At 49.9% G+C, this 21,518-nt stretch carries 18 protein-coding genes and 3 tRNA genes; 7 read left to right on the top strand and 14 right to left on the bottom strand.

The annotated features are described in order from the left end of the window. Nucleotides 1-27 precede the first annotated feature (27 nt). Complete coding sequence (locus JR338_11615) at nucleotides 28-1,242, bottom strand: DUF1576 domain-containing protein (GenBank protein ID QRN83043.1); 1,215 nt, start codon at nucleotides 1,240-1,242, stop codon at nucleotides 28-30. Between the two features lie 276 nt (nucleotides 1,243-1,518). Between JR338_11615 and JR338_11610 the strand changes: the two genes are divergently transcribed. Next, nucleotides 1,519-2,025, top strand: a complete 507-nt coding sequence (locus tag JR338_11610) for an NUDIX domain-containing protein (protein ID QRN83042.1) — start codon at nucleotides 1,519-1,521, stop codon at nucleotides 2,023-2,025. Here the strand turns inward: JR338_11610 and JR338_11605 are convergent. After that, nucleotides 2,022-2,780, bottom strand: coding sequence for a class I SAM-dependent methyltransferase (locus tag JR338_11605; protein QRN83041.1), 759 nt, complete (start codon nucleotides 2,778-2,780; stop codon nucleotides 2,022-2,024). The two genes, JR338_11610 and JR338_11605, sit on opposite strands and share 4 nt — an antisense overlap. A 95-nt stretch (nucleotides 2,781-2,875) precedes the next feature. Here JR338_11605 and JR338_11600 point away from each other — a divergent pair, with 95 nt between their 5' ends. Further along, nucleotides 2,876-3,748 (top strand): C39 family peptidase, encoded by an 873-nt coding sequence (locus JR338_11600; GenBank protein QRN83040.1) that lies wholly within the window; start codon nucleotides 2,876-2,878, stop codon nucleotides 3,746-3,748. A 470-nt stretch (nucleotides 3,749-4,218) separates the two neighbouring features. Here the strand turns inward: JR338_11600 and JR338_11595 are convergent, their stop codons facing one another. The 3 genes from JR338_11595 to udk form a co-directional block, all read right to left on the bottom strand. Next, nucleotides 4,219-5,079: a DUF368 domain-containing protein gene (locus JR338_11595; protein QRN83039.1), complete on the bottom strand. Its 861-nt coding sequence runs from the start codon at nucleotides 5,077-5,079 to the stop codon at nucleotides 4,219-4,221. Between the two features lie 96 nt (nucleotides 5,080-5,175). After that, a complete protein-coding gene (locus JR338_11590; protein ID QRN83038.1) occupies nucleotides 5,176-5,790 on the bottom strand; it encodes a VTT domain-containing protein in 615 nt (204 codons plus the stop codon). Next, nucleotides 5,780-6,433 (bottom strand): uridine kinase, encoded by a 654-nt coding sequence (gene udk, locus JR338_11585; protein QRN83037.1) that lies wholly within the window; start codon nucleotides 6,431-6,433, stop codon nucleotides 5,780-5,782. Before udk ends, JR338_11590 begins: the two co-directional genes overlap by 11 nt. Nucleotides 6,434-6,493: 60 nt before the next feature. Here udk and folD point away from each other — a divergent pair, with 60 nt between their 5' ends. Further along, a complete protein-coding gene (gene folD, locus JR338_11580) occupies nucleotides 6,494-7,381 on the top strand; it encodes a bifunctional methylenetetrahydrofolate dehydrogenase/methenyltetrahydrofolate cyclohydrolase FolD (GenBank protein ID QRN83036.1) in 888 nt (295 codons plus the stop codon). Nucleotides 7,382-7,577: 196 nt separating this feature from the next. On the opposite strand, the gene JR338_11575 is transcribed toward folD, so the two are convergent. After that, on the bottom strand, nucleotides 7,578-8,015 hold the full coding sequence (locus JR338_11575; GenBank protein ID QRN83035.1) for a D-tyrosyl-tRNA(Tyr) deacylase: 438 nt from the start codon (nucleotides 8,013-8,015) through the stop codon (nucleotides 7,578-7,580). A gap of 112 nt (nucleotides 8,016-8,127) precedes the next feature. Here JR338_11575 and JR338_11570 point away from each other — a divergent pair, with 112 nt between their 5' ends. From JR338_11570 to JR338_11555, 4 genes are all read left to right on the top strand, one after another. Continuing rightward, the gene (locus tag JR338_11570) at nucleotides 8,128-9,273 is read left to right on the top strand and encodes a ribonuclease D (GenBank protein QRN83034.1); all 1,146 of its coding nucleotides are present in this window, start codon (nucleotides 8,128-8,130) and stop codon (nucleotides 9,271-9,273) included. Between the two features lie 122 nt (nucleotides 9,274-9,395). Continuing rightward, the gene (locus JR338_11565; GenBank protein ID QRN83033.1) at nucleotides 9,396-10,223 is read left to right on the top strand and encodes a glycosyltransferase; all 828 of its coding nucleotides are present in this window, start codon (nucleotides 9,396-9,398) and stop codon (nucleotides 10,221-10,223) included. Between the two features lie 80 nt (nucleotides 10,224-10,303). Further along, a complete protein-coding gene (locus tag JR338_11560) occupies nucleotides 10,304-11,707 on the top strand; it encodes an MBL fold metallo-hydrolase (GenBank protein QRN83032.1) in 1,404 nt (467 codons plus the stop codon). 40 nt (nucleotides 11,708-11,747) lie between these two features. Beyond that, nucleotides 11,748-11,835 (top strand) — tRNA-Ser (locus JR338_11555). Between the two features lie 46 nt (nucleotides 11,836-11,881). On the opposite strand, the gene JR338_11550 is transcribed toward JR338_11555, so the two are convergent. From JR338_11550 to JR338_11515, 8 genes are all read right to left on the bottom strand, one after another. Beyond that, nucleotides 11,882-12,193 carry a hypothetical protein gene (locus JR338_11550; GenBank protein ID QRN83031.1) on the bottom strand — a complete coding sequence of 104 codons (312 nt, stop codon included), beginning with the start codon at nucleotides 12,191-12,193 and terminating at the stop codon, nucleotides 11,882-11,884. Between the two features lie 29 nt (nucleotides 12,194-12,222). Next, on the bottom strand, nucleotides 12,223-15,459 hold the full coding sequence (locus JR338_11545; GenBank protein QRN83030.1) for an N-6 DNA methylase: 3,237 nt from the start codon (nucleotides 15,457-15,459) through the stop codon (nucleotides 12,223-12,225). 142 nt (nucleotides 15,460-15,601) lie between these two features. After that, nucleotides 15,602-15,690 (bottom strand) — tRNA-Ser (locus JR338_11540). A 39-nt stretch (nucleotides 15,691-15,729) separates the two neighbouring features. Then, a tRNA-Ser gene (locus JR338_11535) sits at nucleotides 15,730-15,816 on the bottom strand. A 124-nt stretch (nucleotides 15,817-15,940) separates the two neighbouring features. After that, entirely contained in the window at nucleotides 15,941-16,933 is a 993-nt protein-coding gene (locus JR338_11530; GenBank protein QRN83029.1) for a GGDEF domain-containing protein, read from the bottom strand. Between the two features lie 299 nt (nucleotides 16,934-17,232). Further along, complete coding sequence (locus JR338_11525) at nucleotides 17,233-18,354, bottom strand: serine/threonine-protein phosphatase (protein QRN83028.1); 1,122 nt, start codon at nucleotides 18,352-18,354, stop codon at nucleotides 17,233-17,235. Then, nucleotides 18,351-20,264: a hypothetical protein gene (locus JR338_11520; protein QRN83027.1), complete on the bottom strand. Its 1,914-nt coding sequence runs from the start codon at nucleotides 20,262-20,264 to the stop codon at nucleotides 18,351-18,353. The genes JR338_11525 and JR338_11520 overlap by 4 nt, the downstream gene beginning before the upstream one ends. Before the next feature lie 12 nt (nucleotides 20,265-20,276). After that, on the bottom strand, nucleotides 20,277-21,251 hold the full coding sequence (locus JR338_11515; protein ID QRN83026.1) for a hypothetical protein: 975 nt from the start codon (nucleotides 21,249-21,251) through the stop codon (nucleotides 20,277-20,279). Nucleotides 21,252-21,518: the final 267 nt, after the last annotated feature.

Genomic DNA, 21,518 nt, shown 5'->3' with positions numbered 1-21,518 from the left:
TTCAAAAGCAGTCTTTTAGCCCAAAAATCATTCATCCTGGAGGAGTTTTGGCTTCACCCCCTTGATGAACCCAATAATGATCAACATCGCCAGCCCGCCTGCAAAACCATTGTTATAAAGGTTCATAAATCCATGCAAGCTGCCCACATGCATGACCATAGGAAGGTGCAATGCGCCAGCGATAATACCGGCAATGATCCCGTACTTCCCGGCCAGTGGCGCTAATGTCGTGCAAAAGAGCACAGCCAAAAGTGGCCCGGGGTCTGCATGATCCCAGACAAGGGTCCAGCAGGAAAGGTAAACCCCCAACATGATCGGTACAATATTGCGGGGATGCTTGCCCAAAGCGCCAAACCCAGTAATGGTGAAGATGCCTGCCAGGGTCGCCCCGTTCACATCACCACCGACCAGGCGGACATAGATCAACCCAAGAATCCCAACCACACCCATATTGACCAAGGTTGTCCCCAGGTTGCTGATAACCACATAATCTGAAGCCAGACGGCCTGATTCCGCCCATATCTTTTTATATTGAGACATACTGGCCCCCCAGACGAACCCCATGACGATCAACCCGAGAAGGACAACGCCGACAAAAATGGTTAGGAAATCTGTAAATTCTGTTGACCAATAAAAGGCCGATTCGATCTCCAGCCCAAACCCTCGCATGGTGATATAGACCACCGTTGCCACAAATCCACCCGTCGTGCCGGTATTATACAGGTTATAGCCTTCATGAAAACTATAGATGTGGTTCATCAAAGCTGCCAGCAGCATCCCGGATAAGATCCCCAGGAGGATGCCGCCCACCAAACCCCACCAACCAAAATCGAAACCAAATGCAAATTGACTCACCACAGGGCCCAGGGTGGTTCCAAAAAGCAGCGGTGCAATGAGATCCCGCATCCGCTGATGCGAGAACACTTTGTCAAAAATATAGACCCCTGCAAAGATCGGCAGGATATTAAACACATTTTTGCCAAAAAATGCAAAGCCTGCCAGGGTAAAAATTGCTGAGATCAGATAACCATTAAATCGGGCACGTATCAACCACGCCAGCCCCAGGCCAATCAAGGTCACCAAGCCGGCATTCAGGAAGGCAGCCCCAAGATTGGCGTAGGCTATATAATCGGTAATGAGGATGCTGGGTGAGGTAATGATCGCCCACTCACCCCGAAGAACTTCCACAGCCGGTGTGACGAGGAATGCCAGCAGGATCATTCCACCCCCAAAGATAGTCACCAGCCAAGTTATCCTCTTTCTATTCTTGATTGGATAGGTTGTCTCATGTAGCATATTGCGCCTCCAGGTAACAAATAAGTGGGGGTCAGTAATTGAACGGGCAAAGTATCCAAATGGATCACATATTTAGTTGTAAAATGTTTATCTGGCAAGCTTACGATATCAGGCCAGACATTCGGCCAGCATGCCTTTTGGCAATGGTCTGGATGTCAGGTCGTTCGAATTCGCATTAGGTACGAAGTATCCACGAATTTTATCATAGAAGGATTGACGAAGATGCAATACAAGAAAGGCACTCCCCTAAGCGATACCGTCACCTGCCGGGATATCTATGGTGATCAGATCACCCTGCCGCTGGAAAAGATGATCTTCCGCAATTCAGTTTATGGATTGATATTAAATGAGGGGAAACTACTGGTTGTGCGTACCCACAGCACTGGTTTATTTGCCTTCCCGGGCGGCGGAATCGAGATGGGTGAGCCCATAATAGATGCTTTGCACCGTGAAATATGGGAGGAAACCGGTATTACCGTTGAAATGGGAGAGCTTGCCACCCTGGCGGAGGATTTCTTCTACTATAACCCCGGCGATGAAGCCTACCACGCCCTGCTGCTCTTTTATTGGTGCTGGCCGCTCACTACCGACCTGGTCACTGATGCAGATGTATATGATGAGGAATCCGAAGCGCCGCGCTGGGTGCCGGTCAGGGAACTCACCGCTGAGGACTTTCAAATCATCTGCCGTCCCGTTTTTCAGCTCATCCAGAAGACTTTAAGCGATTAATTCGGCTTCCGCACCGCAAACCAGACCCGGGAAGAGGTGGTCTGCAAACTGGTGCGTTTGCTCAGGCTGCCATAAATTCCAACGATCTCAAACCCAAGGTGGGTCAGCAGGAACTGGATATCCGCAATCGGATAGCCCCGCTCCTGATGGATTTCACCAAACCGCTCCCACATTTTCCCCTTTTTCTGAAAAACCGTCACATACATGCTGGCGATTGAGTTTTCGTAATCAAATTCCTGGCGATGGATCTCAATGAAATCCTCGGTCTCATTTTGGATATAAGTCTCCTGCCGCATCCAATCCACAGCGAGGCCATAGATGGTGTTCATGTCAAAAATGTAGAAACCGCCCGGCCGCAATGCCCGATAGGCCCCGACAAAGGCATCCTGCAGGTCCGCCACCGAAAGCATATAGTTCAGACTGTCAAAGAAACAGGTCACCAGGTCAAATTCACCCTCAAATGGTAGTGAACGCATATCTTCGACCTTAAAATCCGCTTTCACCTTGGCGGATTTAGCCCGGTCCTTGGCCAGAGCGATCATTTGAGCCGATTGGTCAATCCCGGTCACCTTGATGCCCATCTTTGCCATCGCCACAGCCAATGACCCCTCCCCGCAAGCCACATCCAACATCTTCCGCGGCTTGCAGCCCAATTCCTCCAGGTACTCAGGGAGGATCGCTTCAGCCAACCCCTGTGAGAATCGCAGATAAGGACCACGTTGATAAATAGCAGCAAATTGATCGTAAAGGGCCATGGGGCACTCCTAATTTCAGATTGTTCTCTTCCATTATAACGACAACGCCGGGAAATCCATACCCATCTGATACCATTCCCCGCTATAATATTTCCATGAGAAAGACCCTCCGCCTAATTCTGATCCCCCTGCTGGGCGTCATCCTGCTGGCAGCGGCCTTCCCGCTAAGCGCACAGGCAGAAGACATCCCGGATGAAGCCTATGTTTGCTGTATCTATGGATACCCGCAATCCTATAACCTCTCCTGTGAGGCCCGGGCTGCTGCGGATTGGGTATCTTTCTTTGGCTATTCTGTCACCGAATACGAACTCATGGCGTCCTTCCCCATTTCAGATGATCCAGAAGAGGGGTTCGTCGGCAGTTGGAACGGCACCTGGGGCCATATTCCCCCCAACTCCTACGGGATTCACCCCCCTGCGGTTGCAGCCACTCTGCGGGAACTTGGCGTCCCAGCCCAAGCCTACAGTAATCTGACCTGGGACGACCTGCGGCGTGAGATCGCTGCAGGACGGCCGGTCGTCATCTGGGTGATTGCCCAAATGTGGCCAGGTACACCGATCGAATACACTGCCAAGAGTGGCAATACAACCATCGTGGCTTATCACGAACACGCCATGATCCTCACCGGTTATTCCGAGACCAGTGTCCAGGTGGTTGACCCCGGGTCGGGCAGCATGAAGTATTTCTCCATAAGCTCTTTCCTCACCTCATGGGCTGTTTTAGGTAACCGGGCAGTGTTGGCCGGGGAACCCGAACCCACCCCGACGCCGACCAATACACCTACTCCGACACAGACACCCACCCCAACCCCATCACCCACGCCGATCAGTCAGGTCGTCGTTCAGGCAGGGGACACCTTGGTGGGTATCGCTGAACACTATGGCATCGCCTGGCAAACCCTGGTAGCGCTCAACAACCTGGAATATCCCTACTTCATCCACCCCGGTGACGTTCTACGATTATATTAGGATTACCAATTCAGAAATCCAAAGGCCGCCTATATTGTGAGGCGGCCTTTGGATTTGGGCGGGCACAGAGACCCGCCCCTACAATGAGGGTTTTACTGTAGGTCATGTATGGTGAGACCTAAGGTCGAACCTGCCTTACAGGAAGTCACGCTGGAAGCGTGACCTACAAATACTACCCATTTCAATTCAAGACTTTAAGCCTTGCCCCCAGGGGGAAGGTGGCGCGGAACGCCGGATGAGGGGAAATCTTTATTTACTTTACAGGAGTTCCTTTAATCCTTGGGCGGGCACAGAGACCCACCCTTGCAATGAGGGTTTTACTGTAGGTCATGCATGGTGAGACCTAAGGTCGAACCTGCCTTACAGGAAGTCACGCTGGAATCGTGACCTACAAAATACCCCACTGGCGCAAAAAAGCCCCTGCAATTTTCACTGCAAGGGCTCTATCATTATTTCGTTTTCAATCAAGCTTACGAGAACAAATCTTCCCGGGCATATTTCTCATCCAGCTTTGCCAAACCATAGGAGGCGACTGCACCCAAAACGGCCAGCCCAGCACCCACCAGCAGCGGGTTCCCATTGATGCCAAAGGGGAAGATCGCAACCGTTGATCCAATCACAATCCCGAGAATCAAATGATACATGACCCCGTAGAACTTCTTGAACAGCCATGAGATCAACCGGGCGAGCAACAGGACGCATGCCAGCCCACCGATCATCAAAGGAACGATCACACCAAAGTCCAGGGACTTGATCCCAGCGGCCATCGGCTGGTAGAGACCCAAGTAGATCAGGAAGTTAGAGGGGCTCATCCCGGGCACAACCACGCCCAGCCCGATCATCGCGCCGCTCATCACCCAGTTGAGGAATGAGGGTACCAATTGAACGGTACGGACAGTTTCCATCCAGTGCATGAAGTAGTAGGTGCCGCCGGTCATCAAAACCAACAGCAGCCAGTGCCACCATTTACGACCTTCCTTGCCGGCTGTTTTGAACAGCGATGGGAAAGTACCCACGATGAAGCCAATGAACAACAGGGTGAATTGCCCGGCATAATTCGTGAAGGCAAAATCCACCACTGCCGAGAAGGCCACAACGCCAATCACGCCACCGATGCCCACAGGTAGGAAGAAGAGCACATTCTGGACGAACTTATCCCGCAAGTTGCCGAGAAAGCGCATCAGGCGTTCATAAATGCCAAAGACCACAGCCAGCACGCCGCCCGAAAGGCCGGGGGTGATAAAGCCAATCCCCACCATCACGCCTTTCAGCAACCGGATGATCCAATCCATTACACCACTTGTTTTCTTATTCGTTTCAGTTGTTGTCATAGAATTCTCAAACCTTTGTCCAATTAGGAACGGGATCAAATTTCATTTTTTTAAAGCCTGTCAATTCTAACCGAATTTACCCCCGAAAATAAGTCCTTAGAATAACTGATCCACCAGTCCCATCACCCAATCACCCGCATAAGCAAACATCATCATCTTGAGGATCTTGCCAATCACGCAAAACACGAGGAATTTCCAAACCGGCATCTTGAGGATCCCCGCTGTCATCCCGGCCAGATCGAAAAGGGGGTTTGGGATGAAAGCCAGCACCAATATGGTGATATCACCATATTTTTCCATCCAGTGCACAACCTGCTCATACTTCTTCGAATTCTCAACCACAGCCTGACCGCTGAAACCTGCCAGATAACCGGATAGTTCACCCAAGGCCGCACCCGCCCCAGCCGCAACCGCCACCCACAAGGGGTTGAACACTGCGCCCATCGCCGAGGTAAAGATCACACCCGGAATAGGTATCAAAATGGTTGCATTCGCCAGGATGGAAAAAAGAAAAATGCCGGGGAAACCGTAACCCTGCAGTGTTTGAATTTGATCGCGATAGATCAGCAGAACTACCGTCAGGGCGATGACCGCCAGCAATACAAGCACCCGGATGATATTCGTCGCCTGTTTGGATAATCCTTTTTTAGGGACTTCCTCTTCGATAGATGTCAATTCTTCAGGAGACTGGATAGGTTCCTCAATCGTCAAGAATTTCTTCTCCCAATAGGAATTGAAGCCGAGCAATCACCATATCCAGAGCGACCGTGTTCAGCCCGCCTTCCGGTACGATGATGTCCGCATAGCGTTTGGAGGCTTCCACAAATTCCAGATGCATGGGCCGGACGGTTTGCAGGTATTGATCAACCACAGATTGCACAGTGCGGCCGCGCTCTTCGATATCTCGAGTGAGCCGGCGGATAATGCGCAGATCAGCGTCTGTATCCACATAGATCTTCATGTCAAAAAGTTTACGCAGTGATTTCTCTGCAAAGATCAGAATACCTTCCACCAGGAGCAGCCGCTTGGGTTCCACGTGAATGGTGGCTTCCCGCCGGCTGTGGGTGGTGAAATCATATACCGGCTTCTCAACAGGTTTGCCGGCTTTCAATTGAAGTATATGCTCCACCATCAATTCCGTTTCAAGTGAATCGGGGTGGTCATAATTAAGTTTGGCACGCTCCGCAAGAGGGAGATCCTTGCGGTCACGATAGTAGGCATCATGTGGCAGATAAGCCATCCGATCCCGGCCGATATTATCCAGGATCAGTTCGGACAGAGTTGTCTTTCCGGAACCCGTTCCCCCGGCAATTCCGATGACAGTTGTTTTAGAGTGGGACGATTCCTTGGTCATGCTGAAATTATAACTGTTGATTCAGGTATAATCCTTAAAATTAGGAAAACCGGAGGCAGAATGACAGCAAAAATCATCGATGGTAAAGCTATTGCGGAATCAATCCGCGAAGAAGTGAAACAAAGTGTGAAAGAACGCCAGGAGCAGGGATTACCCGTTCCCGGTTTGGCAACTGTGATTATTGGGGATAATCCTGCCTCAAAAGTCTATGTTCGCATGAAACAGAAAGCCTGCCAGGAAGCGGGCATTCGATCCGTGGGGCATGAACTGCCCGCCACGGCAACCCAGGATGAAGTTGAAGCCCTGGTAAAGCAGCTCAATGACGACTCGGATATCCACGGCATCCTGGTGCAGCTGCCGCTGCCTGCCGGGCTGGATGAAGAGCGGGTGCTCAACACGATCAGCATCCAAAAGGATGTGGATGGCTTCCACCCGATCAATATCGGCCGCCTGGCCCAAAAAGGTCGTGAGCCTTTGTTCGTTCCGGCCACCCCTGCCGGTGTGATGGTGCTTCTTGAAAAGAACGGCACCGTGCTGGATGGCGCTAAAGCCGTCGTGCTGGGCCGCTCCAATATCGTCGGTATGCCGGTCAGCCTGTTACTGCTCCGCGAGAACGCTACCGTGACGATCTGCCATTCTCACACCAAAGACATCCCCGCGACCGTTCGAGAGGCGGATGTCCTCGTGGCAGCTATTGGCAAGCCCGGCTATGTCCGCGGCGATTGGATCAAACCCGGTGCGACTGTGATCGATGTCGGCACCAACCGGGTGGATGATCCTTCCGTCAAGCGCGGCTACCGGCTGGTTGGCGATGTTAATTTCGATGAGGCCGTTGAAGTGGCCGGGGCGATCACCCCCTCACCCGGCGGTGTTGGACCGATGACCATCGCCATGCTCCTCCGCAACACCCTGCGTGCTGCCCGCCTGGCTGATGCCCAGGATCAGTAAAAGATTAGTATTCTTAATTACTCAAAGGGTCGCCTCTTATTGGCGACCCTTAATATTTTAAGTCCCGCAAATTTCACCCCTACCCCACCCCTTCCCCTCAGGGAGGGGAAGGGTGCCGAAGGCGGGATGGGGTTGTCTTTCTCTTGCCTTCTTTTTTGGGGAAGCCCAATCAATAACAAAGTAGAGGTATTAAATCTCAATACTCCATCACAATCGTAACCGGACCGTCATTTACCAACGCCACATCCATCATAGCGCCAAAGACACCGGTCTGAGTCGGCACGCCCTGGTCCGTGAGCAAATGGGCGAAGGATTCCACCAGTGGCTTAGCCAGATCTGGCTTGGCCGCTCCAGTGAATGAAGGGCGGCGGCCGCGGCTGGTGTCGGCATAAAGAGTGAACTGTGAAACAACGATCGCTTCAGCGTTCACATCCAGCGCTGAGAGGTTCATCTTCTCTTCGTCATCCTCGAAGATCCGCAGATGAGCGATCTTTTCCACCATTTGTTTGGCCAGCTCCACGGTATCTTCCGGGGCAATGCCCAGCAAAATGACCAGTCCCTGACCAATCTCGGCGACGACTTTCCCATCGACGGTCACCGAACCTTCGCTCACCCGTTGAATCACTGCTTTCATACGATCTTCCTTTTTGTAATATATTCTCTCTATTTATATTCCGATTATAGCATTTTGCCCAAAATTCAGATAAACCTCCTCCCGCCGTTCAGGGATACGCTATAATCAAGGCATGTTGACATCACTTCAAAACACCGAACTGGTCTGGGTTGACCAGCAAAACACATTGCGCGACATTGCACAAGAAATCGCTCAATCTGATATCCTCGCCGTGGATACTGAATCCAACAGTCTTTATGCCTACCAGGAACAAGTCTGCCTGGTCCAGTTTTCCACCCGCGATAAAGACTACTTAATTGACACCCTCGCCCTGGAGGATCTCTCTGTCCTCGGGCCGATCTTCAATTCGGATAAGATCCTCAAGGTCTTTCATGCCGCCGAATATGATCTGATCTGCCTCTTCCGGGATTACGGATTCCGCTTTGATTACCTTTTTGACACCATGGTTGCCGCTCGGATCCTGGGCCTCCAACAAGTCGGTTATGGCCCCCTCTTGGAGAAGTTCTTTGACATCAAGATGAATAAGAAGTATCAGCGCGCCAACTGGGGCAAACGCCCTCTGAACCCGGAGATGCTGCAATATGCCCGTCAGGACAGTCACTACCTGGTCGCCCTGCAGGAGCTCTTGCGTGCTGAACTCCAAAAAGCAGACCTCTGGGAGCTGGCTCTGGAAGATTTCCGAAGGCTCACCCAGGGTATTGAAGACACCACCGAATCCTCTGAAGAGGATTTCTGGAAGCTGCGCGGCGCACGGGACCTGAGCCCGGAAAAGGCCGCCGTGCTGAAAGCCCTATATAAATTCCGGGAAGAACAGGCTGCATCCCAAAACCGCCCACCCTTCAAGGTCATCAGCAACCAGGCGCTGGTGGAGATCGCCCAGATTTCCCCCAAGCATAAGGAAGAACTATATATCCTCAGAAATCTGAGTGAACGCCTGGCGGATCGCTATAGTAATAAAATCATGCGAGCCATCAATGAAGGGAAACAAGCCCCGCCCGAATACCCACCCGTGCATAAACGGCCCAAAAATTCGGTACTCAAACGGATTGATGCGCTGCGGGAATGGCGGAAGGTCACCGGGGTCGAGCTCGGAGTGGGCTCTGATGTGATCTTGCCCCGCGATGTCCTCAACCGGATTGCCTGGGCAGCACCTGACTGCGCGAATACTCTGCAGGAGCAAATGCAGGATGTCCCCTATCGCTTTGCCCGGTTTGGACAGGATATCCTTACCTCCATTGACCCTGTTGGACACTCTTAATCAGCCCGCCAACTGAGCCCCCACCACATCCAGATCACATAATTAGGGTTAAAATAAGAAACAACCCGATTGATTCCCCCCATAAAAGGAGCGCTTGCCAAACGGCAGGTCGAGGAATAAAAATGACGGAAGAAAATGCGTTCCCTAAAATCAGTATAATCACATGCACCTATAACAGTGAGAAATTCCTGAGCCGCGCCCTTGAAAGCATTGAACAGCAGACTTACAGGAACATTGAGCACATTATCAATGATTCCTACTCGACCGATGCCTCCCTGAAAATCATTGAAGACTATATAAAAAGGAACCAGGAGAGATACACCATCAAAGTGATCCAGTCCACGCCTAAAGGCGTTGGCAACGCGCTCAACTTCGCCACCAAGGAAGCCACGGGTGATCTGATCCACTATCTGCATTCCGATGATTATTACTCAGCCCCAACCTCGCTTGAAAAAGTCGCTCTGAAATTCCGTGAGCGGCCAAATCTGGTCTGGATGACCGGCAATTTCCTGGTGGAAATCAAGGGGAAGCAATTCACCATCCCCAACACCCGCCTCATCCGCCTGAACCCAAAAATGGCGCTCTCGCTGATGAACTTCATCTCACACGAGAACACCTTCATGCGCCGTGAGGCAATTGAAAACTACGGCGGGTTCAACGAAACCAAAGGGGACGTGGTTGAATATTCCCTCTGGCTTCACCTGATCCGGGAGCACGATCCCCTGATCGTCAACGATGAATATACAGCCTTCATCATCCATAAAGGCAGCACGTCCACGGGGAATATCTTCAAATTCTTCAAAGCCATCTTCCGGGCCTATCATACCCAGAACAAGGAAAAGGTCTTCCCCTTCTTTGGCTATTACGGCGATAACCGGGTTTACCTCAGCTTGAGGCAATTCTTCCGAAGAATCGCCAAGATCTTCACAACTCCTAGCATCCTCACCTAACGCTGAGGCAAAACACAATCCGGCACAGGGGACTCACAATAATCCGGCCCTGTTCCACAATGCAGAAAGAGTCACCAGGCATGAAATTAACCATCTATGGCGCAGCTCAATCCGTCACCGGCTCGAAATACCTGCTGGAGATCAACGGCAAACGCCTGCTGCTGGAATGCGGCTTGTTTCAGGGCAAGCGCGCCAGGACCTATGACTATAACCTCAACTTTGACTTTGACCCCGCCTCAATTGACGCTGTAATCCTATCCCATGCTCATATCGACCACAGCGGCAACCTGCCCAACCTGGTCAAACAGGGTTATCGTGGGCCAATTTATGCCACTGACGCCACCCGTGACCTGGCGGATATCATGCTGAAGGATTCGGGGCACATCCATGAATATGATGTGAAATATGTCAATAAGAAACGCCGGAAAAAAGGCCTGCCCCCGGTGGAGCCGCTCTACACCCTGGCGGATGCAGCCCGAACGATCCCCCTTTTCAAACAAGTCCCCTATGACGCTGATTTCGAACCCGTCCCCGGCGTGCGCGCCCATTTTGTTGAAGCCGGGCACATCCTGGGGTCAGCCGCGGTCGTGCTGGATCTGGCCGAAAACGGACAAACGCACCGGCTTTGGTTCGCCGGCGATATCGGCCGCGCAGACAAGCCCCTGCTGCGGGACCCTGTCCTCCCCGGCGGTAAGAGCGTGGATACCCTGTTGATGGAATGTACCTATGGTGACCGCCCGCATGACAATATTGAGAACGCCGTCGCCGAAATCAAAGAAGTCGTCAACCGCACGGTGGGACGCGGCGGGAAGGTCATCATCCCCTCGTTTTCCGTGGGCCGTACCCAGACCCTGGTCTATTACCTCAATGAACTCATGGCAAAAGGCGAAATCCCCAAAGTGCCGGTCTTTGTGGATAGCCCCCTGGCAGTCTCCGCCTCTGAGATCTACCGCCGTCATCCGGAATGCTATGACAGCGAGACCTGGGCTTTCATCTCCGAACACCGTCACCCGGCGCTGGACTTTGACCAACTCACCTACACCCACTCGGTGGACGAATCCAAAGCGCTGAACTTCCGCAAGGACCCGATCATTATCATCAGCGCTTCGGGTATGGCGGAAGCCGGGCGGATCCTGCACCATATCAAGAACAATATCGACGATGAACGCAACACGATCCTGATCGTCTCCTGGCAAGCCCCCCACACCCTGGGCCGCCGCCTGGCCGACCGGGAAAAGGAAGTGCGCATCTTTGGCGAGACCTATTACCGCAAAGCGCAGGTGGAGACCATCAATGGGTTCTCAGCGCATGCCGGCCAGGGCGGATTGATCCAATACGCATCCAGCGTGGCCGGTGAGGCTCAAAGGATCATCCTGATCCACGGTGAGCCGGTCGCCGCCGAAGCCTTGCAGGAAAAGCTGAAAAACGTGCCGAATATGCCGGAGATTGCTTTCCCCGAGCGGCTGACGAGCTTTGAACTATAACTCTGCACGGCAATTTCGAGTATAATGGATGCCTGCTTGTGGAGAGGTGCCGGAGTGGACGATCGGGGCGGTCTCGAAAACCGTTGTAGCCCTTGGGGCTACCGAGGGTTCGAATCCCTCCCTCTCCGCTGAAGAAAAACACCCATACGGGTGTTTTTTGGTTAGATTATTTTCTCAATGCATTTCTGGAGGTATATTTCCCATTTTTGGGTATCTCTCAGCAATTAAGGCCAAAACATATTTCGCAACAGCTATCTCGAAGGCTTCATCCCCGAAATCGACCTCCAGCCACATATCATTGTATTCTTGACTGGGTTCAAACCTATATTCCAACTTTTTGAACTTCTCAAAATAACTGCTAATTGTAAACACATTAATTTTTAGAATGCGTTGATCTTTTTTATCATGACGTTGCTTCTCTTCGACCGAGCTATTTACATGAATACTACATCGTGTGCGTGGATAATTAATATAAACAGCAATCATTTTTTATCCTCCTTTCTCAATCTCACTACTTATTCCAGAGGCCAACCCGGGATAGCCTCATCAATCTCACCCATGATCCGAATGGTCTCAGAAAGCGCAACCACGACTTTTTTATAATGAAGCTGGTCCTCATAATCCAACGCTCGCCCGCGGCGATCCTTCAGCCACTTGTGTAGAACCTGATAACCGCCAATCTCAAATTCCCAGACCTCCTGAGGGATGGATTCAAAATATTGTTCCCGGTTGATGTAAACCCTGCCTTCGGAATCGCCCTCTTGCGAGGTGTACTTGGGATACCCGCCCCGAGCGGCGACAACATTATCGCCTGGTACAGGGTATCGAATAGCAGGATCAGCCAATTTGGGGGATTCCATCAAATGCAGGTTTATCAGTTCCCGGCCCAGATAGACCAAAGTCCTAAAGAGGTCAACATCTGAGGTTATTGGTATGCGAGGGAAGTCAATTTTGAGAAATTCCATGTAACGTTCACGATAGGACGGACTGTGAAAGATTGAGTATATATAAGCAAGGACATCTTCGGGACCAAACTTATCGTTTATTTCGTAGAATAATCCTGAAAGTGTTGAATCAAAATTTATGCCCATTCTTCGGGATAATTCTGATATAAAATCAGGATTTAAATTAGGTATTCGATTATTGTTAGAAGGATCTCCTGTCCATTGAGAAAGATTATTAAGATCAAATAGTGTATTACGAGAATTTTCTGGATATTGGTACAATGGGAAAATGTAAGACCGATTATAAGGATCAACAATTTTATGTTGGCCTAGAACCTTCTTACTGCATAAACAAGATACTGTCCCATTTGATTGTTTTGAAGTAATTAATCCAAGCGAGTTAGGAAACAAGAATTGGTAAGTGGTTTCCCATCTTGGATATCCAACAAAATCATCATGTAATATAATCCACCTGAAATCAAATGGTCGATAGACACATTGCGTTATGGCTTTTTTATATACAGCCTTAGTAGAATTTTGGATAATTCGTCTTTGATCTTCTAATTTCCAATCCCTTGAATCATTGATGTTATATTTTTTCCTAAATAAACCATTTTGAATAGTCTTATTAGTAGCATCATCAATCATTGAAACAAGTTTATCTCTTTCGAAATTTATAACAAAATTATCATGTAAAGTATTCATACCACTTGAATAAGTATTAAAAATGTTTTCTAGTTTTCTATACATGTCATATTCATCAATAAATGTAAAGTCTTTCGGTGTGAAAAAGAAATATGGTGAATCAATTTTAAGACTCTCCCACTTTACATTTTCAAGGGACATTGTTAATAAATTTCGATATTTATATTCTCGTCTTCCCCATAAATCAGCATAATTAATTTTGGTTTTGCTGATTTGTTCATCCTCTTTCTTTATCATCAATATTACTGACACACCTTGCCTAATATCAAATACATTTTCATCGATTCCACCTTTTGGATTGATCTCTCCTAAAAGTGAATTTCCATGTAAGTTCACAATAAAAATCTCATTAAAAGAATTAGATAATTCTTTTCGCATTCCTCGATGAATCAAGCCAGACAAAAACGAATTATTGGTGATCATCGCAACAATGCCATAACCGCTTCGCTCAATTCGATCATGAGCAAAGCGAATGAACTTTATATAATCATCAGAAAGGGGTTGTATGTTTCTTTCACCCCTAACAGCCTCTTTATACCTATCCATTAGGTCCTCAATATGTTCGCCTTTATTGGCAGAACTCACCGAATAGGGTGGATTCCCCAATACCACCATAATGGGTTTTTCCTGTTTAACCGCATCTGCTGCCTTAGCTTCCTTAGTAACAAATTTCATCGGACCGATCAAACTGGGCGGTTCCTCAGGCAGCACCTCCAAAGTATTGGTCAAATAGATCTGGATTCGGTCATCACTCTGAAAATCATATGCCCAGCGTTGGCGTTGTTCTTCCGGCAAATCCAAATCATAAGCCGCCAATTCCAAAGCCAATTTAAAATGTGCCACGGCATAAGGCGCCATCATGATTTCAAACCCAAAGATCCGGTCCAGCAAATGGTCTCGCACGTAAGATGACCAGGACCCCGCATCATTGCGCGCCATGAACTCTTCCCGGATCAGGTCAATCACAGCATAGAGGAATGTGGCGGTTCCAACAGCCGGGTCCAGAACCAAAACCTTGGGCGTGCCATCGGGCAGCCGGGTGATATCCGCCAGACCGCGCGGCAAATCAAATCGAGTCTTCAAAAGCTCATCCACTGAACGCACAATGAAGGAGACGACGGGCATTGGTGTGTAATATACACCGCGTTTCTCTCGTAATTGAGGGTCATACGCCGCCAAAAAGGTTTCATAAAAGTGCATCATCGGGTCGTCTTGCCGGTTGCCCCGTCCAAAATCAGCCAGAATAGCATGCATATCTGAAAGCGCTAATAGCTGGATCAGGTCCTCCACATAACCCCCATAAGGCTCTTGGGGAAGGTCTGGTCCGGTGATATATCTAAAGAAATCACGCAAAAATGGATTGGTCTTGGGAATATATCCCTGGGCTGTATGCCTGTTGAAATCCCCGGTCTGATGCATGATGCGCGCCGTGAAGAGCCCATATGACAAGGTTTGGGCAAACATATCCGCAAACTGTCCAAGGTGTTCAGGCTGGTCCAGGTCGGGAATCAGGACACTGGCAAATGCCTGCCGCCATCCGGTAAGGGTGTCGGATGCGGTTCCGCTATCAAAAGCAGAGACAATTGCATCCCGGATCAAGTGCGTCAATCTGGCCATCCGTTCAGCCAGTTCCCGTGGGCTGCTAATGGACTGAGGTTGGTGTAATAAAAAATCTGTGAGCAGGTTGGATAATGCCTCTCTGCTACCAGTCTCAAACTGCAAATTTCCACGGGAATCCAAACGCGCAATTTGAACGGTTTGTCGAATTTCACCTTTCACATACCAGCGAAATTCAAGATAGTTTGTGAGGATCAGGTTTTCCAAAGCCTGACGATACCGCTGAAGTTGCTCCGTCCTCTCCTCCCGGTCCAAGGGAATATCAACATCCTTCGCTTCTATATGACCAATTATGAAATCACCGCGCCAAATTGCCAGATCTGGGGCACCGCATTGGACATGCGCAGGTTCATTGATTGCCCGGATATCATCACCCAACGCTTCTATCAGATCTTCTAATGCCGACCGATAGGTATGCTCTGTTGCAGTTCTTGTATCATAACTATCTTGAATTGAATTTAAGTATGTGGTGATTGGGTGAGTCATAGATGATCCTTTTCTGGCAGGGTCTCCCCCAGAGCAACTTCAATATTATAGCCATTATATCATCCGTGTGAATTTAAAAAACCACATCCACTATGAAAATACAAAAAACCCGCACTCGCGTGCGGGTTTCTACTTTCAAAGGCGGGGAGGGGGGGATTCGAACCCCCGGTTGAGCTTTCACCCAACAACCACTTAGCAGGCGGCCCCAATCAACCACTCTGGCACCTCCCCATTCAATTGTGTCTGTGATGCCCCTCCAAAACAGCCAGGCGGAGGGAGAGGGATTCGAACCCACGGTGGGCGCAAACCCACACCTGTTTTCAAGACAGGCGCCATAGTCCACTCGGCCATCCCTCCAGAGAGTAGAATTCTAACATTAATCACGGGGTCGGGCAAGGTAGATGAGAGCGTGGAATCTAAAAAGGGTGCATCCCGTGGCGGGATGCACCCTGAATGTCACCTTCCAATTTCACCTTAAGGATCAATCTTCATAGACGTTCAATATGACCTGGAATTTTCCCAATTCCTTGGACTGATAGACTGCCTCGAAGGCTTGCACCAACAGTTCTGAGACCTTGATGTTGGGATATTTCGCCGCTGCCAGCCCCACGGCCCCGATTGAGGCCTTGATGGGAATGTTCTTATCATCTGCCACCTTAATTTCAATCTTGCTGATCCGTTCATGCACCCTTTCTAAAACGGGCCGGAATTGAATCTTGGAGGGCAAGGCAAAATAGATCAGGAATTCATCCCCACCGATCCGGCCAGCGCCGTCATAGCTCCGGGTGGTGATGTTAAGGGTCCGCGCCAGTTCAATCAGACACTGGTCCCCCACCGCTTCACCATATTGCTCGTTGATCTTCTGCATATCATCAATGTCAACAATGGCCAGGCCGAAATATAGCTTCGTGCGTTTTGCCCGAGATAACTCACTTTCAGCACGCCCCAAAACAGCCCGACGGTTAAACAGCCCTGTCAGAGAATCAATGGTGGCCAGAACCTCCAGCCGCTCATTCAACTCTTCAACCTTGATATTCTTCCTTTGCAGCGATCGCTGAAGGCTGGCCAATTCGTTATTCAGTCTGGAGAAATTAGTGCCATCGGTGGCCTCATCCTCCGGGACAGGGAAAAAGATCGAAGCGGACTTATTTTCATTGACTTCTAAATCAAAGAAAAAGGATTCGAGGGGTTGATCTGAGATCCTGACGATCACCAGCCTTAGCCAGGCCAGCACCGAACAATAGACCTTGCTGTATGGGATTGGCATCATCGGCCAAAGCTCCCAATTCATCGCAGCCCGGTCAGTATCGCAGGTGTCGAATAATAGCTGCAATTTCCCCAGCGATTTATCATTGAAGATATCCCGCAGGTTCTTAATTTCAGTCCAGGAACACAGCCGCAGCCCATCAGCCATGACATATTCAAGGTCTTTTCGGCGGTCACAGATAAAGGTGGAAACATTTACTGAATTCATAATAATCCTCGTAATTCCCGGTATTGCCGCTGAATATAATATACACTGATCAATAATCGGGATCGCTTGCTTATTACTATTTTTTCAATGGATCCCTGCAAAATGCACTTTCGCGATATACCCCTTTGTCAATGTCACTGGCTGATATGAGATAAATAATTCTCTAACTTGCTCGATCAAGCAGTAATGGCATTTTGGTCTGATAGTTGAGGTCTATACATTATTATAAATCAAATGACTATCATTTAATCCTAAATTAATGATTTATTCCAACTTTTGGGTGCAATTCGATCATTTGGCTAAGGTACTGCCTGAGTATCGGTTGGCCAGGGCGTAATCGTCGGCTGCGAAGTCTCTTCCCCGCTTGTAGACTGGTCCTCATCAGCAACCGTGGCCGTCTGAGTTGGCAAAGCCATCGGTTCGCCAGGCAGCTCTGTCACGGTCTCCTCTGTAACCTGCTCAGTGATGGTCGGCGTAAGTGTTGTCTCTTGTCTGTCTTTCCACCAGCGGAAGCCAACCACAGTGCTGGCGAGTAAAAAGCTAACTACGGCCAAAATAATTATGCAGCCCACCATCCATTTCCGTTTACGGGGCCGCTTCGGTTTGAATTTCTTTTTTGGGGCCTCCAGCAGAACGACCGTGATATTATCATGCCCGCCTTGTTCATTCGCCATGCCAATCAAAATATCCGGCACCTTGTCCAGCTTTTTATGCATCAAGATTTCCCGGATCGCATTATCATCCACCAGGTCCGTGAGCCCGTCGCTGCAGAGCAGGATCAGGTCCTTTGGCTGAAGCTGCAACCCCTGATTGGCGCGGGCTGCCTCATCGTCCTCTCCTTCAAAGAACCATAACCTGAAATCCGGTTCCGGGGGTGTCTTCGAGCCTAAATATCGGCGGATGATGTGGGCATTAGGGTGGCCGTTGCCGCTCTCGGCATCAATTATTCCGGCGTCCATCGCCTCCTGGATCCAGGTGTGGTCGGTGGTAAGTTGAAAGAAGTGTCGCTTTCGTAATAAATAAATTCGGGAATCGCCAAGGTTTGCTGTATAAAGCCTGTTCCCAATCACCCAGGCACATGCGCAGGTCGCCCCCATCCCAGCCCGGCCATTATCCGCCTTGCTGGCCTGATAAATTGCCTGACTGGCATGAATGATCGCTTCGGAGAGCGTTTCTACTGGTTGGCTGCCATCACCGGCGGTCACGGTGTCCGTAATCAACCGAACACCCATCTCTGCGGCCACTTCCCCGGCCCGGTGCCCCCCTATCCCATCACACAGCACAGCCAGCACGGACCGCTCCTGTGCTTCCCCCGCATCTTCAAAGGCGGTCACGCCATAACGGTCCTCATTTTGTTTCCCGGTCATCCCGGGATGGCTTTCCGCTGCAAAGCGGAGGTGCGCATTCTCAGTTTCAATCATAGAAATGGCTCATATTTTTCAACAGAGGCTTTTCTGGAGTCTTCATCCGTTTTTATTGTAAACCTAAAGCCCAGTTCGCCAAAATAAACCAGGTCACCCGGCTTAACTTCTACCGATTCCATCCCCACCTGTTGGGCATTCAACCATACATCGGCATTGCCACCCACGCTGTGCAGCCAGAAGTGGTTGTCCAATTTATTCAGCCAGGCCCTTTCCACCGTCCATTTATCCTCAGTCAGATAAGGCGATTCGACTGCCAAATCATCTGGCAGGACAAACCGGGGACGTGTTACGGGAATGACGCCCGGGTCTTCCAATCCCAGCAGAGATTGCGCTGGGACAAAATATGCCAAAGGAGCCTTTTCGAGCAAGGGCAGCGGCCTTGGCGTCTGGCTGTCTTCACTTCCCGTAACTGCCCGTGGATGGGCTGCTTTATAGCTGTTTACTGCCTGGCGCACTTGCCAATAGATCAACAGAAGGACTGCCGCGCCGGCAATCACACCAGCCGCGATGCCGCCCGCTTTCAACCAATCAAAGCCTGGTGCAATTTCAGGTGTCACGATCCGCACCTCAACTGGCGAAGAGATCGTCTCGGCAGTCAGCCCCAACTGATCAGTAATTTCCACCTGGATGAAATGTTCACCCGATTCCTCATATGCTCCCAGGTCCCATTTGAAACTATCAAAAGGTTCATTGGTATTAATGTCCATCACGACGCCATCCACCCGCAGCCGACTGGATTCCAGCGCACGAGGATAGCCATCCGGGAATTGAACCAGGATCTCAATTGTCTGAGTGTCAGGTTCCAGAGTTTGCGTATCTCCAGCAGTCCCCCAGGTTCGTTCCACAAGGATCGGTGGTGAGAGCAGCATCGGATTAGGCGCCAACACATTAATCGTAAATGGCTGCCCTTCCCCTTCAACAACCAGGTCACCGAGGTCCACCGATACACCCAACGTGAATGTTCCAGACTCAGCGATATTCGATGTATAGGTCGCACTTTCTACCCGGCCCAGCGCGGCATGCAAACCGTTCAAATCCGGGATGCCCTGCAATCTGTCAAATTGGAGGAAATCACCACCCGTGTTTGCGGCCAGGGCCACCAAGGCCCCACCCTGATCATTACTCAAATAATAGCTGTCACCCACCATCCAGACATCCACCCGGATGCCCTGGTTTCGGGCTTGCTGCGTCAACGCATTGAGTGACTCAATTTGGGCTGGTTCCGGTGGCGGCGTGATATACAGGATCGTCTGATTGACGCCAAAATCAATGTGCTCATCCAGCATAGTCTGAATCGCAAGCTGTAAACTCGCCAGATCCGGTTCCATCAGCCTGAAATTGGGTTGATAGGTCGCCAGGCCGTTCATCCACGTCCGGGGAGTTGTCGTCCAATCCACCTGAGTGCCCTCATTGGTCACGATCGACCAGGCATCATCTCCCTTCAAGGAACTGCTGCGTGCCCAATCCGATAGAGCGGCACTCAATTTTTCAAAGCGTGAAATCCCGGAATCATCCCGCAAATCCATCTCCCGGTTGCCATTGATCGCCAGGGTAAAATGCACACCCCGATACTCCTCAATCAGGGCATCCACCGGCAGCGCTTTCCCATTCTCGATCACCTGCACCTGATCTGCGCCAAAGCCACCTAGTGGCTGGCTGTTGGCATCCAAAGCCTTAAATTCGAATTCGATAACGGGGAAAGTGCTCAGATCAGGGGGATGCACCACGACAGCTGCGGCCGATTGGGCCCGCACAACCGGACATACCCAGCCGGTCAGGAGGGCGAATAGCAGCCCGACAATTAAGAGAATTGATCGCTGCTGGGATAGGAAAACGCCAGGGACAAACCGATGCCCCTGGCGATTATTTACCTTCAATGAATCTGGCAGCGATGCTGTTTTCTTCATAGTCCTATTTTATTACGATTTTTCTTTTTTCTCCTTGGGCAGGGAGATGACTTCAGGATCCAAAGGCGTTTCAGCCGTAATCTCACGATAGGTCAAAGTCCAGGCAGAAAGCACATAGGCCTTTAATACCCCGCCCAGGAAAATGACAATCGGAAGAGCGATTGCAAAGAAGATTAAGGTCAGAGTTACGCCTCCCCTAACAGCCTCAATGCCGTTTGATGTGATGTTAATTATCACCGGGAGCAGACTCAGGATGATTGGAATAGCTAAGAACATACTCAACAAAGTGCCGCCAACGCCAAGGATCAGGAACATAATAGCGACATTTCCAAGATTCTTGATTAAAAGGTTCCAGGCCCGTTTGACAGCGTCTATGATGCCCAGGTTCTCTTCAACAATGGCAATGGTGGTGAACCGGACCAATGTGGTGATGAACCAGCCTAACGGGATCATCAAGATGCCCGCCAGGAAGAAAGTGCAAACGGTCAGGATCAGGATCGGGATCACCAGGATCACGCCCAGAATGAATCCGCCGATATTGACAATCAACGTCATGAGCAGCACTTTCCAGAAATGCGGCTTGAGGCCTTTGAAGATCATCCCAAAGGAAAGCGGCTTATCATCCTCAGCTGCCTGGTCAGCCATTGATGTCCCTTTGATCACACCAGTGGTACCCAATGTGCTTGCCATCAGGGAAAGGAATGAGATCGCCAGGATCAGGATAAATATACTGACGCCAACCAGCACCCAGACACCAGCCTGAACATCAGCTAATGAACGAAAAAATTGTTCAGCCGAATGCTGAGCCTCAGGTCCCAGGAAGGAAGGCATATCCTGATAACCATTGCTGCTCGTAGAATAATTAACATTGCTGCTTGCCCGTCCAGAGCCACTCGCGCTGCAGCCGGCCAGAATGCCGAACAGCCAGAGGATCTTATGCTTCCAAATCGTTTTCCAGGCTTTTGATAAAATTTCTCCGAATTTCATAACGATCTCCTTTAATTTTCTAAATGATTAATTTCCAAGATAATTCCAATCATAATTTAATTATAGTGGGATTCATTTTTCAAACCCAATAAAATCTAGGGAATTAAGCTGACGATATCCTATCAAAGGACTATCAAATATCTCAACGGCAGCAATAATTGACTCATCCCGACGGTTTTGATAGTATTAGAACTTGTAACTGACTGTTTTTCCGTAATTCATTTCAAGAGCCATTTACTGGTATCCTCAAAACCGCTCAATCTACGG

The organism is Chloroflexota bacterium (assembly GCA_016887485.1).
Taxonomy (GTDB): domain Bacteria; phylum Chloroflexota; class Anaerolineae; order Anaerolineales; family Anaerolineaceae; genus Brevifilum.
Note: the sequence above shows the minus strand (reverse complement) of the source record. Positions and strands in the feature narration are given on the sequence as shown.

Bases quoted from the DNA above. Each gene is read 5' to 3' on its own strand.
- JR338_11610 (QRN83042.1), top strand. From the start codon at position 1,519: ATGCAATACAAGAAAGGCACTCCCCTAAGCGATACCGTCACCTGCCGG.
- JR338_11550 (QRN83031.1), bottom strand. From the start codon at position 12,193: ATGATTGCTGTTTATATTAATTATCCACGCACACGATGTAGTATTCAT.
- JR338_11520 (QRN83027.1), bottom strand. From the start codon at position 20,264: ATGAAGAAAACAGCATCGCTGCCAGATTCATTGAAGGTAAATAATCGC.
- JR338_11595 (QRN83039.1), bottom strand. From the start codon at position 5,079: ATGACAACAACTGAAACGAATAAGAAAACAAGTGGTGTAATGGATTGG.
- udk (QRN83037.1), bottom strand. From the start codon at position 6,433: ATGACCAAGGAATCGTCCCACTCTAAAACAACTGTCATCGGAATTGCC.
- JR338_11600 (QRN83040.1), top strand. From the start codon at position 2,876: ATGAGAAAGACCCTCCGCCTAATTCTGATCCCCCTGCTGGGCGTCATC.
- JR338_11570 (QRN83034.1), top strand. From the start codon at position 8,128: ATGTTGACATCACTTCAAAACACCGAACTGGTCTGGGTTGACCAGCAA.
- JR338_11565 (QRN83033.1), top strand. From the start codon at position 9,396: ATGACGGAAGAAAATGCGTTCCCTAAAATCAGTATAATCACATGCACC.
- JR338_11525 (QRN83028.1), bottom strand. From the start codon at position 18,354: ATGATTGAAACTGAGAATGCGCACCTCCGCTTTGCAGCGGAAAGCCAT.
- JR338_11530 (QRN83029.1), bottom strand. From the start codon at position 16,933: ATGAATTCAGTAAATGTTTCCACCTTTATCTGTGACCGCCGAAAAGAC.
- JR338_11515 (QRN83026.1), bottom strand. From the start codon at position 21,251: ATGAAATTCGGAGAAATTTTATCAAAAGCCTGGAAAACGATTTGGAAG.
- JR338_11545 (QRN83030.1), bottom strand. From the start codon at position 15,459: ATGACTCACCCAATCACCACATACTTAAATTCAATTCAAGATAGTTAT.
- folD (QRN83036.1), top strand. From the start codon at position 6,494: ATGACAGCAAAAATCATCGATGGTAAAGCTATTGCGGAATCAATCCGC.
- JR338_11560 (QRN83032.1), top strand. From the start codon at position 10,304: ATGAAATTAACCATCTATGGCGCAGCTCAATCCGTCACCGGCTCGAAA.
- JR338_11575 (QRN83035.1), bottom strand. From the start codon at position 8,015: ATGAAAGCAGTGATTCAACGGGTGAGCGAAGGTTCGGTGACCGTCGAT.
- JR338_11605 (QRN83041.1), bottom strand. From the start codon at position 2,780: ATGGCCCTTTACGATCAATTTGCTGCTATTTATCAACGTGGTCCTTAT.